7 protein-coding genes and 1 riboswitch are annotated in these 18,024 nt (G+C 34.0%); of the genes, 5 read left to right on the top strand and 2 right to left on the bottom strand.

Going from position 1 to position 18,024, the window contains the following annotated elements; translation table 11 throughout:
- Nucleotides 1-135 precede the first annotated feature (135 nt).
- From J3477_RS20605 to J3477_RS20595, 3 genes are all read left to right on the top strand, one after another.
- Nucleotides 136-486 carry a hypothetical protein gene (locus tag J3477_RS20605; protein WP_206871967.1) on the top strand — a complete coding sequence of 117 codons (351 nt, stop codon included), beginning with the start codon at nt 136-138 and terminating at the stop codon, nt 484-486.
- A gap of 63 nt (nt 487-549) precedes the next feature.
- On the top strand, nt 550-1,230 hold the full coding sequence (locus tag J3477_RS20600; RefSeq protein WP_206871966.1) for a response regulator transcription factor: 681 nt from the start codon (nt 550-552) through the stop codon (nt 1,228-1,230).
- Nucleotides 1,227-2,372, top strand: a complete 1,146-nt coding sequence (locus J3477_RS20595) for a sensor histidine kinase (RefSeq protein WP_206871964.1) — start codon at nt 1,227-1,229, stop codon at nt 2,370-2,372. Before J3477_RS20600 ends, J3477_RS20595 begins: the two co-directional genes overlap by 4 nt.
- Nucleotides 2,373-2,514: 142 nt before the next feature.
- On the opposite strand, the gene J3477_RS20590 is transcribed toward J3477_RS20595, so the two are convergent.
- Together J3477_RS20590 and J3477_RS20585 are read right to left on the bottom strand one after the other, a co-directional pair.
- Nucleotides 2,515-4,275 carry a glycoside hydrolase family 64 protein gene (locus J3477_RS20590; RefSeq protein WP_206871962.1) on the bottom strand — a complete coding sequence of 587 codons (1,761 nt, stop codon included), beginning with the start codon at nt 4,273-4,275 and terminating at the stop codon, nt 2,515-2,517.
- A 619-nt stretch (nt 4,276-4,894) separates the two neighbouring features.
- Nucleotides 4,895-6,427 (bottom strand): glycoside hydrolase family 1 protein, encoded by a 1,533-nt coding sequence (locus J3477_RS20585; RefSeq protein ID WP_206871960.1) that lies wholly within the window; start codon nt 6,425-6,427, stop codon nt 4,895-4,897.
- A gap of 662 nt (nt 6,428-7,089) precedes the next feature.
- Here J3477_RS20585 and J3477_RS20580 point away from each other — a divergent pair.
- Both J3477_RS20580 and J3477_RS20575 read left to right on the top strand, forming a co-directional pair.
- Entirely contained in the window at nt 7,090-10,770 is a 3,681-nt protein-coding gene (locus J3477_RS20580) for a CARDB domain-containing protein (RefSeq protein WP_206871958.1), read from the top strand.
- Between the two features lie 306 nt (nt 10,771-11,076).
- Nucleotides 11,077-11,159: riboswitch (cyclic di-GMP riboswitch) on the top strand.
- Between the two features lie 66 nt (nt 11,160-11,225).
- Nucleotides 11,226-17,810, top strand: a complete 6,585-nt coding sequence (locus J3477_RS20575; RefSeq protein ID WP_206871956.1) for a tandem-95 repeat protein — start codon at nt 11,226-11,228, stop codon at nt 17,808-17,810.
- Nucleotides 17,811-18,024: the final 214 nt, after the last annotated feature.

Genomic DNA, 18,024 nt, shown 5'->3' with positions numbered 1-18,024 from the left:
AAGGGTTTCTTAATTCATCAATTAAATTAATAATAGTGTAAAAACTAACTATTTCTCAACTATTGGGTTGATATACTAAGTTTACAGATTGCAATCCTAATAAAATAAATGCACAATAGAAAGGAGAAAATAATTATGTTATTTACAAAACTAAAAAACATTATTGTAGGACTGATTACTGCAGTAGTAATATCTCTAGGGGGAGTTACAGCATTTGCTGCTTCTAATGGTGTAACTCTTACTCCAGCAGCACATGTGGATATTTCTAAAATAGATGCTAAACCAGGTACTTATAAGGTTGTTGATGGTGCTACCATTAATATCAGTGGAGGAGAGAATGCTAAAACAGAAGCAAATGTATCCTTAACGGCTGTACCAGGAAACTTAGATTTGACACATGTTGAAAAAGGTACAGCTACAGTTGTTAGAAAGCTAACTCCAGAGGAAATTGCAAAATTCTCTGGGCATACTACAGCTGCAAAATAATACGAAATACATAAGGTGAATAGCTAGTAAGCTATTCACCTTATGTATTAAGAAAGGAAGCAAATGAAAATATTACTTATAGAAGATGAAGAAGAGCTATCTAAGATTGTGACACGAGGACTATTAAAGTGTGGCTATGCTGTTGATTCAGCTTATGATGGAGAAGAAGCGTTAGATTACTATGAAATGAATGAATATGATGTGATAGTACTTGATTTAAATATACCTAAGATTGAGGGTTTAGAAGTATTGAAGAATATAAGGAAGAAAGATAAGAAAGCAAAAATATTAATTTTATCTGCAAGAAGTACAATTGATGATAAAGTAAAAGGGCTAGATATGGGAGCAAATGACTATTTGACGAAACCATTTGATTTCTTGGAATTAGAGGCGAGAATACGAAATTTATCTCGTATGGCATATATCCAGCAGGAAAATGAACTTTCTTGTGGAGGATTATATTTGAACATGTCCACAAAGGTGGTTTCATTCCAATCAACTAGACTAAACTTGACCAAAAAGGAATACTCCATATTAGAATATATGATCTTAAAGAAAGGACATGTGATTAGTACAAAACAACTTATTGATCATGTATGGAGCAGCGAGGCAGATTTATATCCTGATACATTAAAGTATCATATTCATTCAATAAAGAAGAAACTGGCAGATGTAAATTGTGATCAGAATCTTATTCGAAATATCCGTGGTATAGGATACAAGATTACGGAGGGAGAGGAATGAAAGTTTTTAGTAGGATATCTTTAAGAATTCGAATTACACTACTAGCAGGTGCTATCTTATTACTCTGCTCTATAATCCTGACACTGGGGGCATCTTATAATGCTCACACCCAATTAAATAATGTAACACTAGCGAGTCCATATGGAGTTGTAGAAAAAGCACCTATAAGTGGAGAGATTGAATTTCATCCAAGTGACGTGGCTATAGCAGTACCTTCTACCAAGGTGGCAGTTTTAACAGCTGCTAAGAAGCAGTTTGACATTGTAAATGTGCTTATACTTGGAGGTGTTTCTGTATTTGGAATGGTTCTAGTATATATTGTAGCAGGAAAGTCCTTAAGACCTATTCATGAACTTAGCAAAACCGTTTCAATGGTCGGCGAGGATAATTTACAGAAACGTATTCCAAACCTTTACACAAGGGATGAGGTAGGAATACTAGGTAATTCTTTCAACGCTATGCTTGATCGGCTAGAAGAGTCCTTTGTAAAGCAAAAACGTTTCTCTGCTAATGCGGCTCACGAGCTCAAAACTCCTCTTTCTACAATCAATGCTAGTATTCAGGTACTTCATTTAGATAAAAATCCAGCGGCTTCAGATTATGAAGAAACTTTTGAAACAATCGAAAGAAATGTGAAACGATTAATAATGGTAGTAGATGATCTTATGAAACTTTATGACGAGAATGATCAACTTGAGATTGTTCCTATTGACTTGAAGGGTATGTTTGAAGCAATTATATGTGAACTTAGTCCAGTGATAGAGAATCGGAATATTGAGACAGAACTCACCTGTGGGCTTAAAACTGTTAAGGGAAATCAAGTTTTAATATATAGAGCTTTCTTCAATCTTATAGAAAATGCGGCAAAGTATAATAAAGATGGAGGAAAGATTGTCATAGAAGCAAAGAGAGAAGGGGAAGTAGGAAAGATTACAATAGCAGATACAGGTAATGGAATCCCTGCTTATGAGTTGCAGCAGATTTTTGAACCGTTTTATCGGGTTAGCAAATCCCGTTCTCGTAAAACTGGAGGAGCAGGACTTGGCTTATCAATTGTAAAAACAATTATCGAAAAACATGGATGGAAAGTCTCTGTTAATAGCGAATTAGGCGAGGGATCAACTTTTACAATAATATTTTAAAAATAATAATCAATATAATAAGAGAGGATGTCGCATAAGAAGTTAAAAATACTGATGCGGCATCCTTTATTACTATTTGAAAAATATAAAATTTTTATGTCTATTGAATCTTGATATTCCAATGATTTCAGAAGCTTTTTTCTTACCAGCCTACGTTGATTATTGCATACTTAGGATCTGGAGCCTGTAGTGTGCTGCTGAAGTCAAAAACATCATCATAGCAGAAACCATAAGCTCTGTTTTCGTAAGAATGATCATGCCAGAACTTTGCAAAGTAGTTTGCAGGTGCAGCTTGGTAGAAGTAGCTTGAGTTATTCCAATGTGCTGGATCAAGCATTACATGTCTATTAAAGGCTGCACAAACTTGTGCTTTAATAGCTTTTTCATCATCATTTCCACCGTCAAATATTCCATTGCCTAATAAAACTTCTTGTGTAGTAGGTTTTCCGTGGATATAAAGATTATATGCTCCATTATCTTTTTTGAAGACAAAATCTGTACCTACTACATGACCGCTATAAGTTCCACGATCGCAAGTAAAGGTTAATTCATGAGTTGTATAATAGCTGTAAACATCATTGATATAACTGTCAAAATAATGAGCGTTAGCTCTATCAGCAGTAAAAGTACCAAGGCCAGAAGCAGGTGCATAAATTCTATCTGATTTAACTAATGACTTGAATTCAGTAGGTACTGCATTTTGGTATGCAGCCATTAGGTCTGCACGTGTACCGATATCTCCGCCTGTTCTGTTATAACCGCTGTTTCCCACTAATTGTATATTGTATGGGTAGCAGAATTGATCTACTCTTGTTGTATTTATCCATAATCCAGAATCAGTCCATGCAAATTCAGCCCATTCGAACATTATACCAGTATTAGGATCTGAAGTATTTGCTAGGTTTGGTCCAGCATAACCTATTAAGCCGTCTGCTGCTTGATTTACTTTTATATATAGAGGTTCGCCGTAGCTTATATACATTCTTGCTCCTATGATCTTTGGAATATAAGCATAACTTTGTTGGCTAGCCTTATAGAAATAGTTTGAATAATTGAAAGTACCATCAGGAGTAGTTTTTGTTAGATGACCAGAAGCGTCATTGTCTGCTACTTTCATAGGGATAAGGTTTCCGTTTAAATCTACATGAACAAATTGTTTAGTAATTGGGTCTTGTCCTACTATAGCCCAGTAAACTTGATCATTTGAGTATTTACCATTTGTTTGATTATTTACTTGCAAAGTAACGAAACCAGATTTAAGTGGTGGGGTTGTAGGATTTGTAGGTGAGCCGATATAGATCTTAACTGAAGTCATTTTATCATTAACAGCATCACCAACCCAAGATGAGCTTGCAGTATAAGTCCATTTTGTTCCAGTAAAGTTATCACCATCATATACTTCAACTGTCCAACCACTAGGAACTTTAAGTGAAGTCATCCAATTGTCTGGAATTCCAGCTGCATTCATTTGTGCTAGGGTATAATTACCTGGTTGTAAGGATACAGAAGTTCCACCGTAGTTTATATCTTGGTAAAACACAGCTGCGGTAGTAGGGTTGCTTGAACCTACTGTGTAGGTAAACCATGCAGTATCATATGCAGGTGTGCCATTGTTGTATGTGAATGAATATTTAATGACATCACCAGGGGCTACAGTAACCTTCTGCTCATATCTGCCTGAAGAACTGTTGTAGGTTGTTCTTATATTCTGTTGAGCTCCTGAGTTTACTGTATAATGGGCATCAGCCCATGTAGTATTTACAGAAGATTTAAGCCATATAGTTGCTGTGCTTCCAGATACATCTACACCATTAGTAAAGTCAGCTGCTAAGACTTTAACGGTAGATAGTGGGCAAATAAGCATAGCTAACATAGAGAATGCTACTAAAAGTTTTTTAAACATAAATAATACCTCCAAATTCTATTATTCAGAAAACGTTTTCTGAAAAACCTTATTTATATAATTACATTAATCTTGTAAGTTTTTATATTTTATGGTGTATTCTAATGGCATGTTGTAAAAGTTAATTTTTACATCACCTCTATCCCCTTAAGATTACATACATTGAATGAATACACTATTTTAATTAATGCCGTGATTAAAATAGATTTATTTTTAGATAAAAATATAATTCTAAGTAGTGCTATTAGTCAGCCTATATTTTATTAAAAAGCTAAAATAGGATTTGTGATTGAAATATCTAGAAAGGTATCATAATGATACGGTATTTGATGTTTAAGCGATTTTACTATATACATTTAGATTAGTATAATATTAATCAGGTAAAATCTCAAATATGTGACTGTTTTGTCAACTGTCTATAAACATTGTACCATTATTATGGATTTATTGGAATATATTTCTCTAAAAAAATTGCAAATAAACATATTTTTTATTTTTTATAGTTAATTTGGCCAGATGGGCAAAAAAAGTAGTTAAAGAAGTTAAAGTATACCTATAGGATGGACACTAAGAAGGTCAACGTCCTATAGGTGATAAATTAGCTTGCTTTACTACTTTTTTATCTGTGTAAACATTCACCGTTAGTTTCAATTATATTTTTATAAGAGTAGAAGGAATTTTTCTTTTTACGTTCTAAAGTACCATTTCCTAAGTCATCCATGTCTACATAAATGAAACCATATCTTTTTTTCATTTCCCCAGTACCAGCTGAAACAATATCTATTGGTCCCCACCAAGTATAGCCAATGAGATCTACGCCATCGATAGTTACAGCATCATACATTTCTTTAATATGCTTTTCTAAATAATCTATTCTGTAATCGTCATTGATAGAGTTATCGTGTTCCATTATATCAATATTTCCCATACCATTTTCAACTATGAATAATGGCTTTTGATAACGATCGTATAGTTCATTTAGAACAAATCGAAGACCTTTAGCATCGATTGGCCAGCCCCATGGAGTTTCCTCTAAGTAAGGATTAGAGTCACCTTGCTGTCCTCCAGTGGTAACTGTTTTAGCACCATTTCTATTGTAGGTTGTAGTACGGTAATAAGAAAATGAAAAGTAGTCGCTAGGAAAATCTCTAAGAATTTCATCATCTCCGTCAGCTTTTTGCAAAGTAAAGTTATATTCATCAAAGATAGCCTGACTGTAACTAGGATAATAACCTCTTAGCATTACATCTGCATATAAATAAGCTCTTCGTCTAAAGTCATAGGCACCAAATACATCGTCAGGATGACAGGTTGCAGGATAGATGCCACTTAAAGCTAGCATGCAGCCTATTTTGAAATCAGCATTAATCTCATGTCCTATTTTATTTGCATAACTACTTGCTACCATTAAATGATGTAAGGCTTGAAATTTAGCACGAGCTTCTTCATCAGGTAGTTTTATATGTATCCCTGTTCCTTTTTCAATATTGACATTTATCGAAGCCTCACTTGCTGAAGTTAGACCTAAGGTCCAATAACCACCCAGAACATTAATTTCATTGATTGTGATCCAATACTTAACTTTATATTTATATCTTCTGAAGACTGTTTCACAATATTTTGTATAAAAGTCAATTAATCTACGATTAGACCAACCACCATAAGTGTCTGCTAAGTGTTTAGGCATATCAAAATGAAGAATAGTTACAACAGGTTCAATATTATATTTTAATAGTTCATCAAATACACAATCATAAAATTTTAGTCCTTCCTCATTTGGCGAAGCATCATCGCCATTAGGAAATATTCTAGTCCAAGATATGGACATTCTATAACATTTAAGTCCCATTTCAGCCATTAATTTAATATCTTCTTTATAATGATGATAAAAATCAGTTGCTTTATGACTAGGATAATATTGATTTTCTTTTAATATACTTTTAGCACCTTTGGGTAAGGACATTCCTAAAATAATACTATTTTCATTTCCTTGCTTATCAACATAATAAATTCTTCTAGGTGAAGAGTTGCTACCGTTAGTTATTAAATCACTTAAGGCTAAACCTCTTCCCCCTTCATTATAACCACCTTCATATTGGTTAGCTGCAGTTGCGCCGCCCCACAAAAAGTTATTTGGAAATCTCTTGTTCATGGTTGCCTCCTTTTAAACTAATTATTTCTATAATTAAGTTTATTTACTCATGAGAAAAGTATATAGCAGATTGAAAGTTTTGGGTTAAAAGTTTCAGAAAATGAAAAACGATTGCAAAATATTAAACTTAATCAATTATAAACATGAGTATAAAGATTTGAGTTGACAATTAACGTATTTATATATTTAGTGTTAAGAAATTTGAATGATTGATTCGCAATTATATAATGTTTGATATAATCATTGTAATAAAAAAACAAATAGTTTCATATGGGTGAGAAAAGTGTGTAGTATTACAAACCAATTAGCATAATAGTCTACTTTTTTTGAAAGGTAAAAAATAGTATAGTTATTTTGTTAAATCGTTTACTGAAACTTGATTTATACTTATCCAATAATTAAGGCTTATGTGTGTTTATAGTTTAAAGCATGAAAAATAGCTAAAGTTGCAATTCTATAATATCTCTAATGTACTCTATATTTAGCAACAAATTATATACCTTCGTAGATTATAACCTAGCAAAATATGTGATTTTACAACAGAATCAAGAGATTTGAATTAAATCTTGTAAGTTAAAAACCATTAAATTGCTAATTTTTAAGTTTATATATAATTATAAATTTAATTATTAAGATTAAAAATTTAAAATGGAGGTAAAAAAATGAAAAGAGTCTTTAAAAAGTTAGCGACTATCTTTTTAGCAACCACTGTAGTGCTTGCGCAAGGTTTAGTACTTTCAAAGACATCTTATGCTGCAGATGCAGCAAATTTAGCAATTGGCAAATCCATAGTTGCGAATAACTATACTCAAACCTATGTAGCTACCAATGCTAATGACGGCAATGTTAATACTTATTGGGAGGGGAGTTCATATCCTAGTACTTTAACCGTTGACCTTGGAGCAGTTCAATCTGTAAATAAGGTGGTATTAAAACTTAATCCTGACAGTGCTTGGGCGAAGAGAACTCAAACCCTATCAGTACTAGGAAGCTCAGACAATTCAACTTATAATACTCTGGTTGCATCAACAACTTATACCTTTGACCCTGCAACAGGTAATTCGGTAACAATAAATTTTTCTAGTACAAGCCAGAGATATGTTAGATTAAATATTACTGCTAATAGTGGTGCTACTGGAGGACAAGTAGCTGAATTTGAAGTTTATGGTGCGGGAACAACAACAGGTACTCCTGATTTAGTTGTTACAGATATAACTTGGAATCCTGCAAGTCCTGCAACAAATAATGAAGTTACTTTTAGTGCAGTAATCAAAAATCAAGGAACAGCAGCTACACAAGCTGGAGTTAAGCATGGACTTAGCTTGCTTGTAGATGGTACTCAAGTTAACTGGTGTGATAGTTTTACTTCATCAATACCAGCAGGAGGAACTGCTACCTTAACAGCAAATGGAGGTCCATCTGGAAAGTCAACTTGGACAGCTACTAGTGGAACTCATACTGTTAGAGCCTTCATAGATGATGTAAACCTAATAGCTGAATCAAATGAAAACAATAACACTTTAGACAAAAGTATAACTGTATCCTCTACTACACCACCACCAAGTGGGAATAAGTATGAAGGTGAAGCAGCTACACTTTCAGGTGGAGCAAAAATCAATACTGATCATACTGGATATTCAGGAAGTGGATTTGTAGACGGAATCCAAACCTCAGGTTCTTCTCAGGCATCATTTACTGTTAATGCAGCATCAGCAGGTTATTATGATGTAGATTTAAGATATGCAAATGCATACAATGGTAACCCTATGACTTTAAGTGTTTATGTTAATGGAAGCAAAGTGAGACAAACCTCCTTGCCAGCATTAGCAGATTGGAACACTTGGGGAGATAAAATAGAAACTTTATCCTTAAATGCAGGAAATAATACAATAGCTTATAAATATGATACAACTGATACTGGTAATGTAAATATAGATTATATAACTGTAAACTCTTCAACTACAGATAAAGCAGATTTAGTAGTAACAGGTTTAACCTTTGCGCCAACTAATCCAACAGCTGGGCAAACAGTTACCTTTACTGCAACTGTTAAAAATCAAGGTGCGGCAGCTACAACAGCTGGTCTAAACAACGTTGTTGGCTTCAACATTGGAAGTACAAAGGTGACTGGTTCTACTACTGCATCAATTCCAGTAGGTGGAACAGCTACAGTTACAGGCACTTGGACATCAGTAGCAGGAACCTTTACACCTACTGCTAATGTAGATGATTCAAATGTCATAATTGAAAGTAATGAGACAAATAACTCTTATACAAGTACAACTCAATTAGTTGTTACAGCACCAACTAAGCCAGACTTAGTGGTTACAAATATATCATGGGCACCATCAAATCCTCAAGCAGGTAACACAGTTACTTTGACTGCAACTGTTAAGAATCAAGGGGCAGCAACAACTGCAGGAGTAACAAATGTTGTTGGGTTTAATATAGGAAGTACAAAAGTTACTGGTTCAACTACAGCATCTATAGCAACTGGAGGAACTATAGCAGTAACTGCCAGTTATACAGCAGTGGCAGGAAGCTATGCAGTTTCAGCAAATGCTGATGATACAAATGTTTTTGCTGAACTTGATGAAACAAACAACTCATATACAAGTGGAAGTCAAATGGTTGTAACAACTCCTCCAGCACCAGGAAGTCGTGGAGCAACAGTACCTTATACAAGATATGAATCTGAAGATGGTACTTTAGGAGGCGGTGCAGTATTACGTACAGCTCCAACCTTTGATTATTCTCTTATTGCTTCTGAAGCTTCAAATCAGAAGTATGTGGCTCTTCCAACTAATGGATCTTATGTTGAATGGACAGTAAACCAAGGTGGTGCAGGTGTTGATATGAGATTTACAATGCCTGATACAGCAGATGGAATGGGACTAAATGGATCATTAGATTGCTATGTAAATGGTACAAAGGTTAGCACTATTTCGCTAACTTCATATTATTCATGGCAGTATTTCACAAGTGATCAACCAGCAGATGCACCAAATGGTGGTCAAGCTGCGTTCCGCTTTGATGAAACTCACTTTAAGCTTTCTACAGCTCTAAAAGCTGGAGATAAGATCAGAATTCAAAAAACAAATGGTGATAGTATTGAATATGGAGTTGACTTCTTAGAAATAGAACCAGTTCCAGCAGCGATTGCAAAGCCAGCTAATGCTCTTTCAGTAACTGATTACGGCGCAACACCAAATGACTCAACCGACGACCTTGCAGCTTTTAATTCTTGTGTAAATGCTGCAGCTTCTTCAGGAAAGAGTGTATATATACCTGAAGGTAAATTTAACTTAGGTGGTATGTGGACTATAAATGCAAATAACATCACAATCACAGGTGCTGGAATGTGGTATACCAATATTCAATTCACATCACCAAATTCAGCAAGCGGTGGAATATCTTTAAGAGTTACAGGAACTATTGATTTTAGTAATGTATATATGAATTCTATGCTTAGAACTAGATATAACCAAAATGCAATTTACAAAGCATTTATGGATAACTTCGGTACTAACTCTCGTATACATGACTTCTGGGAAGAACATTTTGAGTGCGGTTTCTGGGTAGCAGATTATGCTCATACTCCAGCTATACCTGCAGATGGCTTAATAATATCCAATGGACGTGTTAGAAATAACTTAGCTGATGGTATAAACTTCTGTCAAGGTACTAAGAACTCTACAGTTCAAAACTGTAGCGTAAGAAACAATGGTGATGATGGATTAGCTATGTGGCCAGATAGTACTATGGGTGCTCCAATGGAAGTAAATAATACCTTTAGCTATAATACAATTGAAAATAACTGGCGTGCAGCTGCTATAGCTATTTTCGGAGGTTCAGGACATAAAGCAACTAATAACTATATTAAGGATTGCTTTATGGGCTCTGGTATCAGAATGAATACAGTATTCCCTGGATATCATTTTGAAAATAACACAGGAATAACTTTCTCAGATACCACAATAATAAATTCTGGTACTAGTAAAGATTGTTATAATGGAGAACGTGGTGCTATTGATTTGGAAGCATCAAATTCATCTATTCAAAATGTTACTTTTACAAACATCGATATTATCAATGCTCAAAGAGATGCAATACAATTTGGATATGGTGGAGGTTTTAGTAATATTAACTTTAACAATATTACTATAGATGGAACTGGAAAAGATAACATTACAACTTCAAGATTCTCACAGCCACATTTAGGTGAAGCAATTTACACTTATACTGGTAATGGATCTGCAACCTTTACGAATCTTTCCTTGAGTAATATTGAAGCAACAAATCCTTATTTAATACAAAGTGGATTTAATTTAACAGTAAAATAAAATTTAAATATGCATTAATAAAAGGTATGTGGACTATTAAAGGCCACATGCCTTATTAAATTTAGTTTGAGTATATTTTTATAAAAGTTACTCTATAGTAAACTTTTTTTTACATAAATAAATTACATATAAATTGACATTAATATGTAATATAATGTAGAATTATGGATATATATAGTATTTCATTAGATATAAAGACGAATTACTTCAATCCGAAATAAATGAGCAATATCCTAATGAATTATTTAAACGTTTATATATAAAGTTTACTATTTACGTGTAGTTTGATAAGCTTTATATATTTCATGCTAAAATGGGAACTTTGACCTACGTACTTATTTGGGCACTTTGTACGTGGCGAGTTAGTAGTGCAACCGACCAATTTTTTAATTGGTCGGTTTTTTTATTACTTAAAAATATTAATGTTTTAACAATGGTTTAAAGGAGTAGTGAACATGCTTAGAAACAAAAAGAAACTAATGGTTTTAATTGCATTAGCCGCAACAGTTTATAATGGTTATCTGCATACAACTGTGGTTAAAGCAGAAGGAAGTAGAGAATTAGTAAATACCTATAATCAAGCTACAAACCAATATGTCAATAATGGTGGATATAGACCATTTTTATGGGCATCAGATGCTACAACAGCAGGTATAACAAGAAGAACAACCTTCAATGTATACGCACAACAAGGAGAAACAATTAATTTTGGATCTAGCGTTGCTCAAACTGGAAGTATATTGGTAAAGAAGCCAGGGGCAACTAGTTGGACCTCTTATACTGTTTCATCATCAGCAAGTAAAGCTGGATATATTGAGAATGTTGCTGAAGAAAAAATAGGACCTAACGCTGGGGGATATGTTCCAATAACTCTAACTGTAGGTGCTACAGAAACTGGTATATGGCAATTTCAATTTGTAGGACCAACAGGCACTACAAGTAATCCTACATTTCAAAAGGGTTCAAGTGAGTTCCTAATTGCACAGAAAAGTACTATAGCAGCCTGGGACGTTACTGTTAAAGATTCAGCTGGTAATGAGAAAAAGGGTAGAATGTATGCGCCTTATATTGCTATGATAATGGGAACTAATTCTACAACAAATTCAAATGCCACCTCAACTTCAAATGCTGAAAAGGTACTAAATAATGATTTTTATGTATTAACAAAAGATGGCTATGTATATCAAACTTCAATGAATGGTATAGACCCTAATGGATTCATCTTCTGGTCAAATAATAGAGGTTTTATTGATAAAACAAATGATAAGACTTTATATCATTCAATTATGAATGCTGATGCAGCGACTGCAGATACATTGGGTAATATTTTAGGAAACATTGCACCGCAGCTTCCAACTGACCCAGATACTGAAACAAATATAACTCATAAAGTATTTGTTAATAATCCAAATAAAGATTTACCATCTAACCTTTCACCAGTTGCCATTGCGCCTGCGGTTCCTGAAAACTTCAGCTTTAAAGGTAGTTCGAATGTAGATTTAAAAACGAATGTATCTACTGGAGGAACTTTCACCTTTATAGCAGATAAAGCTTGTAGCTATAGACTAACTATTAATACTGACGGAAGTGAAGGATACAATCTTTCAACAGATACAGTAATAGAAAATGTTTGTAGAGCAGGGGTAAATACAATTACTTGGGATGGCAAGGATAAGAATGGTAATAAACTACCTGTAGGAACTTATACAGCACAACTTATTATGAAGGGCGGAGAATACCACTTCCCAATACTAGATGCAGAATATAATCCATTTGGAATAAAAGTTAAGCTTATAAATGCACCTGGATATAGTGATCCAGAAGCTTATGCTGATAAATACAAAGTATATTATGATGAAAGCAATTATACTTCTGCCAATGGTACTTCTGTAAATCTTGATGCAAGTAATCTTACTTATCACATTAATCAAGTATTAGGTCTATCTGGAATTGATAGTAGCCAAGGTGCACATGGTTATTTCAACAACTATGGTAATGGTAAGGGTATAGATACGTGGACTTACTTCCCAGGAACTCCAGTTGCCCTAAGTTTTGATGTGACACCAATTTCATCTAACATAACTAAAAGTAGTGCAGAGGATACAGATATACCATTTACAACTACTGACTTTACTAACAAGTTTACAGATGGTGCTACTAACTTATTAAATAAAATTAAAGTAGTAGATCTTCCTGCTAATGGAACTTTAAAGCTTAATGGTACACCTGTTACGACTGGACAAGAAATATTAGTGTTAAATTTATCAGGTTTAACTTTTACTCCGAATAAAGATTGGAATGGCAATACAAGCTTTAGTTGGAATGGAAGCAATGGTGCATTTTATTCAGCAAACAATGCTAGTGTAAATATTACAGTGGCTCCTGTAAATGATGCACCAGTAGCAAATGATGATACAGTCTCAACAAATGTGAACACATCAGTTGATTTAAATGCGCTTAGCAATGATACTGATGCTGAAAACAATACATTGAATATAACTTCTATTACAGAACCAGAACATGGTACAGCTGTTATAAACTCAAATGGAACTATAAAATATATACCTGATGAGAATTACCATGGACCAGATAGCTTTACCTATACTATAAATGATGGACAAGGTGGGTCTGCTACAGGAACAGTAAATATTACTGTAAATGCAGTTAATAATATTCCAACAGTATCAGATATATATAAAATAGGACCAGAAGATGCTAATATAGTATTTTCTATAAATGACTTTATAAGCAAATTCTCAGATAGTGATGAAGATGTTTTAACTAAAATAAAAATAGCAAGTTTACCAAGTAACGGAGTATTAAAGCTAAATGGAGAGATAGTAGAAATTGGACAAGAAATACCATTACTACAACTGTCAAAATTAACTTTCACTCCAAACTCAGATTGGAATGGAACTACAAGCTTTCAGTGGAATGGAAATGACGGAACAGTATATGCTAATGAAAACGGAACTGTAAATATAACAATAACTCCAGTAAATGATGCACCAAAAGCAGAAGCTGATACAGCAACATTATCAGAGGATGGAACAGTGAAGGTAAGTGTTCTTACTAATGATAGTGACGTGGATAGAGATACACTGACTATAACTTCAGTTACAAAGCCAGCTCACGGAACAGCAGTTATAAATCCAGACGGAACAATAAGTTATACACCGGACTCTAATTACAATGGCACCGACAGCTTTAGCTATACAGTAAGTGACAGTCATGGTGGAACAGCTACAGCAACTGTAAGTATAAATGTAAATGCAGTAAATGATGCGCCAACTGTTGGCAATATAGATAAAAATGGACCAGAAGATACAGATATAACTTTCACTAGTGGAGACTTTAGTACTAAGTTTACAGATATTGATGGTAATAGCTTAATTAAAATAAAGATAGCAAGCTTACCAAGCAATGGAATATTAAAGTTAAACGGGGTATCAATAATAGCTGGACAAGAAATATTAGCATCAGACTTGTCAAAACTAACATTTACACCAAATTCAAATTGGAATGGAACTACAAGTTTTCAGTGGAATGGAAATGACGGAATAGCATACGCTGCCGAAAACGGAACTGTAAATATAACAATAACTCCTGTAAATGATGCACCGGTAGCAGCAGCTGATACAGCAACAGTATCTGAAGATGGAGCAGTGAAGATAAGTGTTCTTACTAATGATAGTGATGTGGATAGAGATACACTGACTATAACTTCAGTTACAAAGCCAGAACATGGAACAGCAGTAATAAATGAAGACGGAACCATAAGCTATACACCAGACCATAACTACAATGGTACCGACAGCTTTAGCTATACAATAAGTGACGGTAATGGTGGAACAGCTACAACAACTGTAAGTATAAATGTAAATGAAGTAAATGATGCACCAGCTGTAGGTAACATAAGCAAAAATGGACCAGAGGATGCTGATATAAACTTCACTAGTGGAGACTTTAGTACTAAGTTTACAGATATTGATGGTGACAGCTTAGTTAAGATAAAGATAGTAACCTTACCAAGCAATGGAGTATTAAAGTTAAATGGCGTATCAATAACTGTTGGACAAGAGATATTAACATCAGACTTGTCAAAATTAACATTTACGCCAAACTCAGATTGGAACGGAACTACAAGCTTTCAGTGGAATGGAAATGACGGAATAGCATACGCTGCCGAAAACGGAACTGTAAGTATGACAATAACTCCTGTAAATGATGTACCAGTAGCAGCAGCTGATACAGCAACAGTATCTGAAGATGGAGCAGTGAAGGTAAGTGTTCTTACCAATGATAGTGACGTGGATAGAGATACACTGACTATAACTTCAGTTACAAAGCCAGCTCACGGAACAGCAGTTATAAATCCAGACGGAACAATAAGTTATACACCAGACCATAACTACAATGGTACCGACAGCTTTAGCTATACAATAAGTGACGGTAATGGTGGAACAGCTACAACAACTGTAAGTATAAATGTAAATGAAGTAAATGATGCGCCAGCTGTAGGAATCATAAGCAAAAGTGGACCAGAAGATACTAATATAAATTTTACTAGCGGAGACTTTAGTACTAAGTTTACAGATATTGATGGTGACAGCTTAGTTAAGATAAAGATAGCAAGCTTACCAAGCAATGGAATATTAAAGTTAAATGGAGTATCAATAATAGCTGGACAAGAGATATTAACATCAGACTTGTCAAAACTAACATTTACACCAAACTCAGATTGGAATGGAACTACAAGTTTTCAGTGGAATGGAAATGACGGAACAGTATATGCTAATGAAAACGGAACTGTAAATATAACGATAACTCCAGTAAATGATGCACCAAAAGCAGAAGCTGATACAGCAACAGTATCTGAAGATGGAACAGTGAAGGTAAGTGTTCTTACTAATGATAGTGACGTGGATAGAGATACACTGACTATAACTTCAGTTACAAAGCCAGAACATGGAACAGCAGTAATAAATGAAGACGGCACAATAGGTTACACACCAGATGCTAACTATAATGGTACCGACAGCTTTAGCTATACAATAAGTGATGGTCATGGAGGAACAGATACTGCAACTGTAAGTATAAATGTAAATGCAGTAAATGACGCACCAACAGTACCGAATTATAACAGAGTTACACCATACAACGTAGCAGTAACAGGTAAAGTTATAGGAAATGATATTGATGGTGATGGATTAGAGTATTCGTTGAAGACAATTCCAGCAAAAGGATATGCAGAAGTAGATAAAACTGGAGTATGGACATATGTTCCTAATATAAATTATGTTGGAACAGATAGTTTCACTGTAGAAGTAAATGATGGACATGGTGGTAAGGTAATTTCTACTATATATATTGAAGTAAAAGATAAAGCGAACTTAGTTGGGACAGTAATAAACATTACAACAGGTAAGAACGTACCAAATACAGCTATACAGTTAAGTGATCAAAGTGGACATGTAATATACACAACAACTACAGATTCAAACGGAAACTATATCATAAATAATGTTAAGTTAGGTATATATGGTTTTAAAGTTTCAAATCCATCATATGAAGCTCAGAGTATAGATTTTGATGTTGAACCAACGAGTGAAACCAACTATACAGTTAGAAGAGACTTCCAAGTTCATGAAGCTGTAGGCTATTCACTAAGCTTAACTTCAAATCCAACTACTATATTAGGAGATGGCAAATCAACGTCCGTACTTTCAGCTAAAGTGGTAGACAAGAATAATAATCCAGTAGTAAATGTAGAAGTTAATTTTTCAGCAGCTGAAGGAACCTTCCCTAACGGTACAGTTGCAATAACTGATAAAAATGGTGTAGCAAGGATATTATTTAAATCAAGTAAAGTTGATGGTACTAAAAACAGAAATATACATGTAAAAGCTACAGTTAACGATACTGCACATAATCTACAGGTTTCAGATCAAATTGTAATGGTATTTGAACCAGGAATAATTAGTGGATTAGTGGTCGATAATGAGACAGGACTTCCAGTAAATAATGCAATAGTAGAAGTTTCTAAAGATTTTGATGGAGATGGTATTGATGATTTCTATTCAAAGATGATAACTGGAGCAGACGGAAAGTATTCAATAGCTATTCCTAAAGGAAATGTTCAATATAAGATTAGCATTACAAAGCCAGTGAAGGTTGGGGATAGTTATGTGAATGTTAAATTCACTCAAAATAATCAAACAGGTAATATAACTGGAACAGGAAATGAAGATTATTCATCAGTAAACACTGCTGCAGGAGTAATACTTGTAAAACAACCTAATGGAAATGTATCTCTTCTAAGCGATAGCTCAGTATTTAGTGTTGAAGTTGTAAATAAGTCAGATTCAAGCAGCTTAGATAAAGGTAAGATATCCTTAAATAATGGAGTGTTTGAAGCAGAAGGACTAGAAAAAGGCAAAGTTTACAATGTTGCGATAAACTATACCTTCCCTTCAGGAGAAAAGATAGTGGTTGGTTCAGTGAATGTAACAGTAGATTCAGATGGACAGATTAATTTAAGCTCTGCTTTAATAGATCCTTATGGAACAATTACAGATGCACTTACAAAAAATAATATCGATGGAGCTAAGGTTCAGTTGTATTACGCAGATACAGCAAGAAATAGAGCAGCAGGAAGAACTCCAAATACATTGGTAAACTTACCTAAAGTTCCAGGATTTGCTCCAGCAGATAACCTAAATCCACAAATGGATGATATAAATGGTAAGTATGCATTTATGGTTTTTCCAGATGCAGACTATTATCTTGTAGTTACAAAGGATGGATATGATACATTTACAAGTGAGACTATATCAGTAGAAAAAGAAATAGTAAAAAGAGATATACAAATGAATGAACAAAAGAAACAACCTGATAAGCAAAATAATGAGCCAACAAAGATAGTAGCGGAACTACCTAAAACAGGTTCACCAATAGGTTCAGAGGTTATAAGTCTTATTGGATTTATTGCATTAGTATCAGGAATTGGTGTATTATCAGTAGCTAAAAAGAAGAATTAATATAATTTTATTTAAAGGGTATGTGAAGCATTAATTATTCACATATCCTTTTTATCATTTGAGGTAGAAGTAAAAAATTAAATTGTTTTTTAAATTAACTAAAAAAAGCACCCTAATCCAAATAAAAGCTACTTTGGTTTGCAGAATATTATTAATATAATTATGTTGTTGATGTTAATGTGTTTTGATATACATTGAAGTTAATTATTATAGA

The sequence above is a fragment of the Clostridium zeae genome (assembly GCF_017312485.1).
Classification (GTDB): Bacteria; Bacillota; Clostridia; order Clostridiales; family Clostridiaceae; genus Clostridium_AR; species Clostridium_AR zeae.
Note: the sequence above shows the minus strand (reverse complement) of the source record. Positions and strands in the feature narration are given on the sequence as shown.

Bases quoted from the DNA above. Each gene is read 5' to 3' on its own strand.
- J3477_RS20605 (WP_206871967.1), top strand. From the start codon at position 136: ATGTTATTTACAAAACTAAAAAACATTATTGTAGGACTGATTACTGCA.
- J3477_RS20600 (WP_206871966.1), top strand. From the start codon at position 550: ATGAAAATATTACTTATAGAAGATGAAGAAGAGCTATCTAAGATTGTG.
- J3477_RS20595 (WP_206871964.1), top strand. From the start codon at position 1,227: ATGAAAGTTTTTAGTAGGATATCTTTAAGAATTCGAATTACACTACTA.
- J3477_RS20590 (WP_206871962.1), bottom strand. From the start codon at position 4,275: ATGTTTAAAAAACTTTTAGTAGCATTCTCTATGTTAGCTATGCTTATT.
- J3477_RS20585 (WP_206871960.1), bottom strand. From the start codon at position 6,427: ATGAACAAGAGATTTCCAAATAACTTTTTGTGGGGCGGCGCAACTGCA.
- J3477_RS20580 (WP_206871958.1), top strand. From the start codon at position 7,090: ATGAAAAGAGTCTTTAAAAAGTTAGCGACTATCTTTTTAGCAACCACT.
- J3477_RS20575 (WP_206871956.1), top strand. From the start codon at position 11,226: ATGCTTAGAAACAAAAAGAAACTAATGGTTTTAATTGCATTAGCCGCA.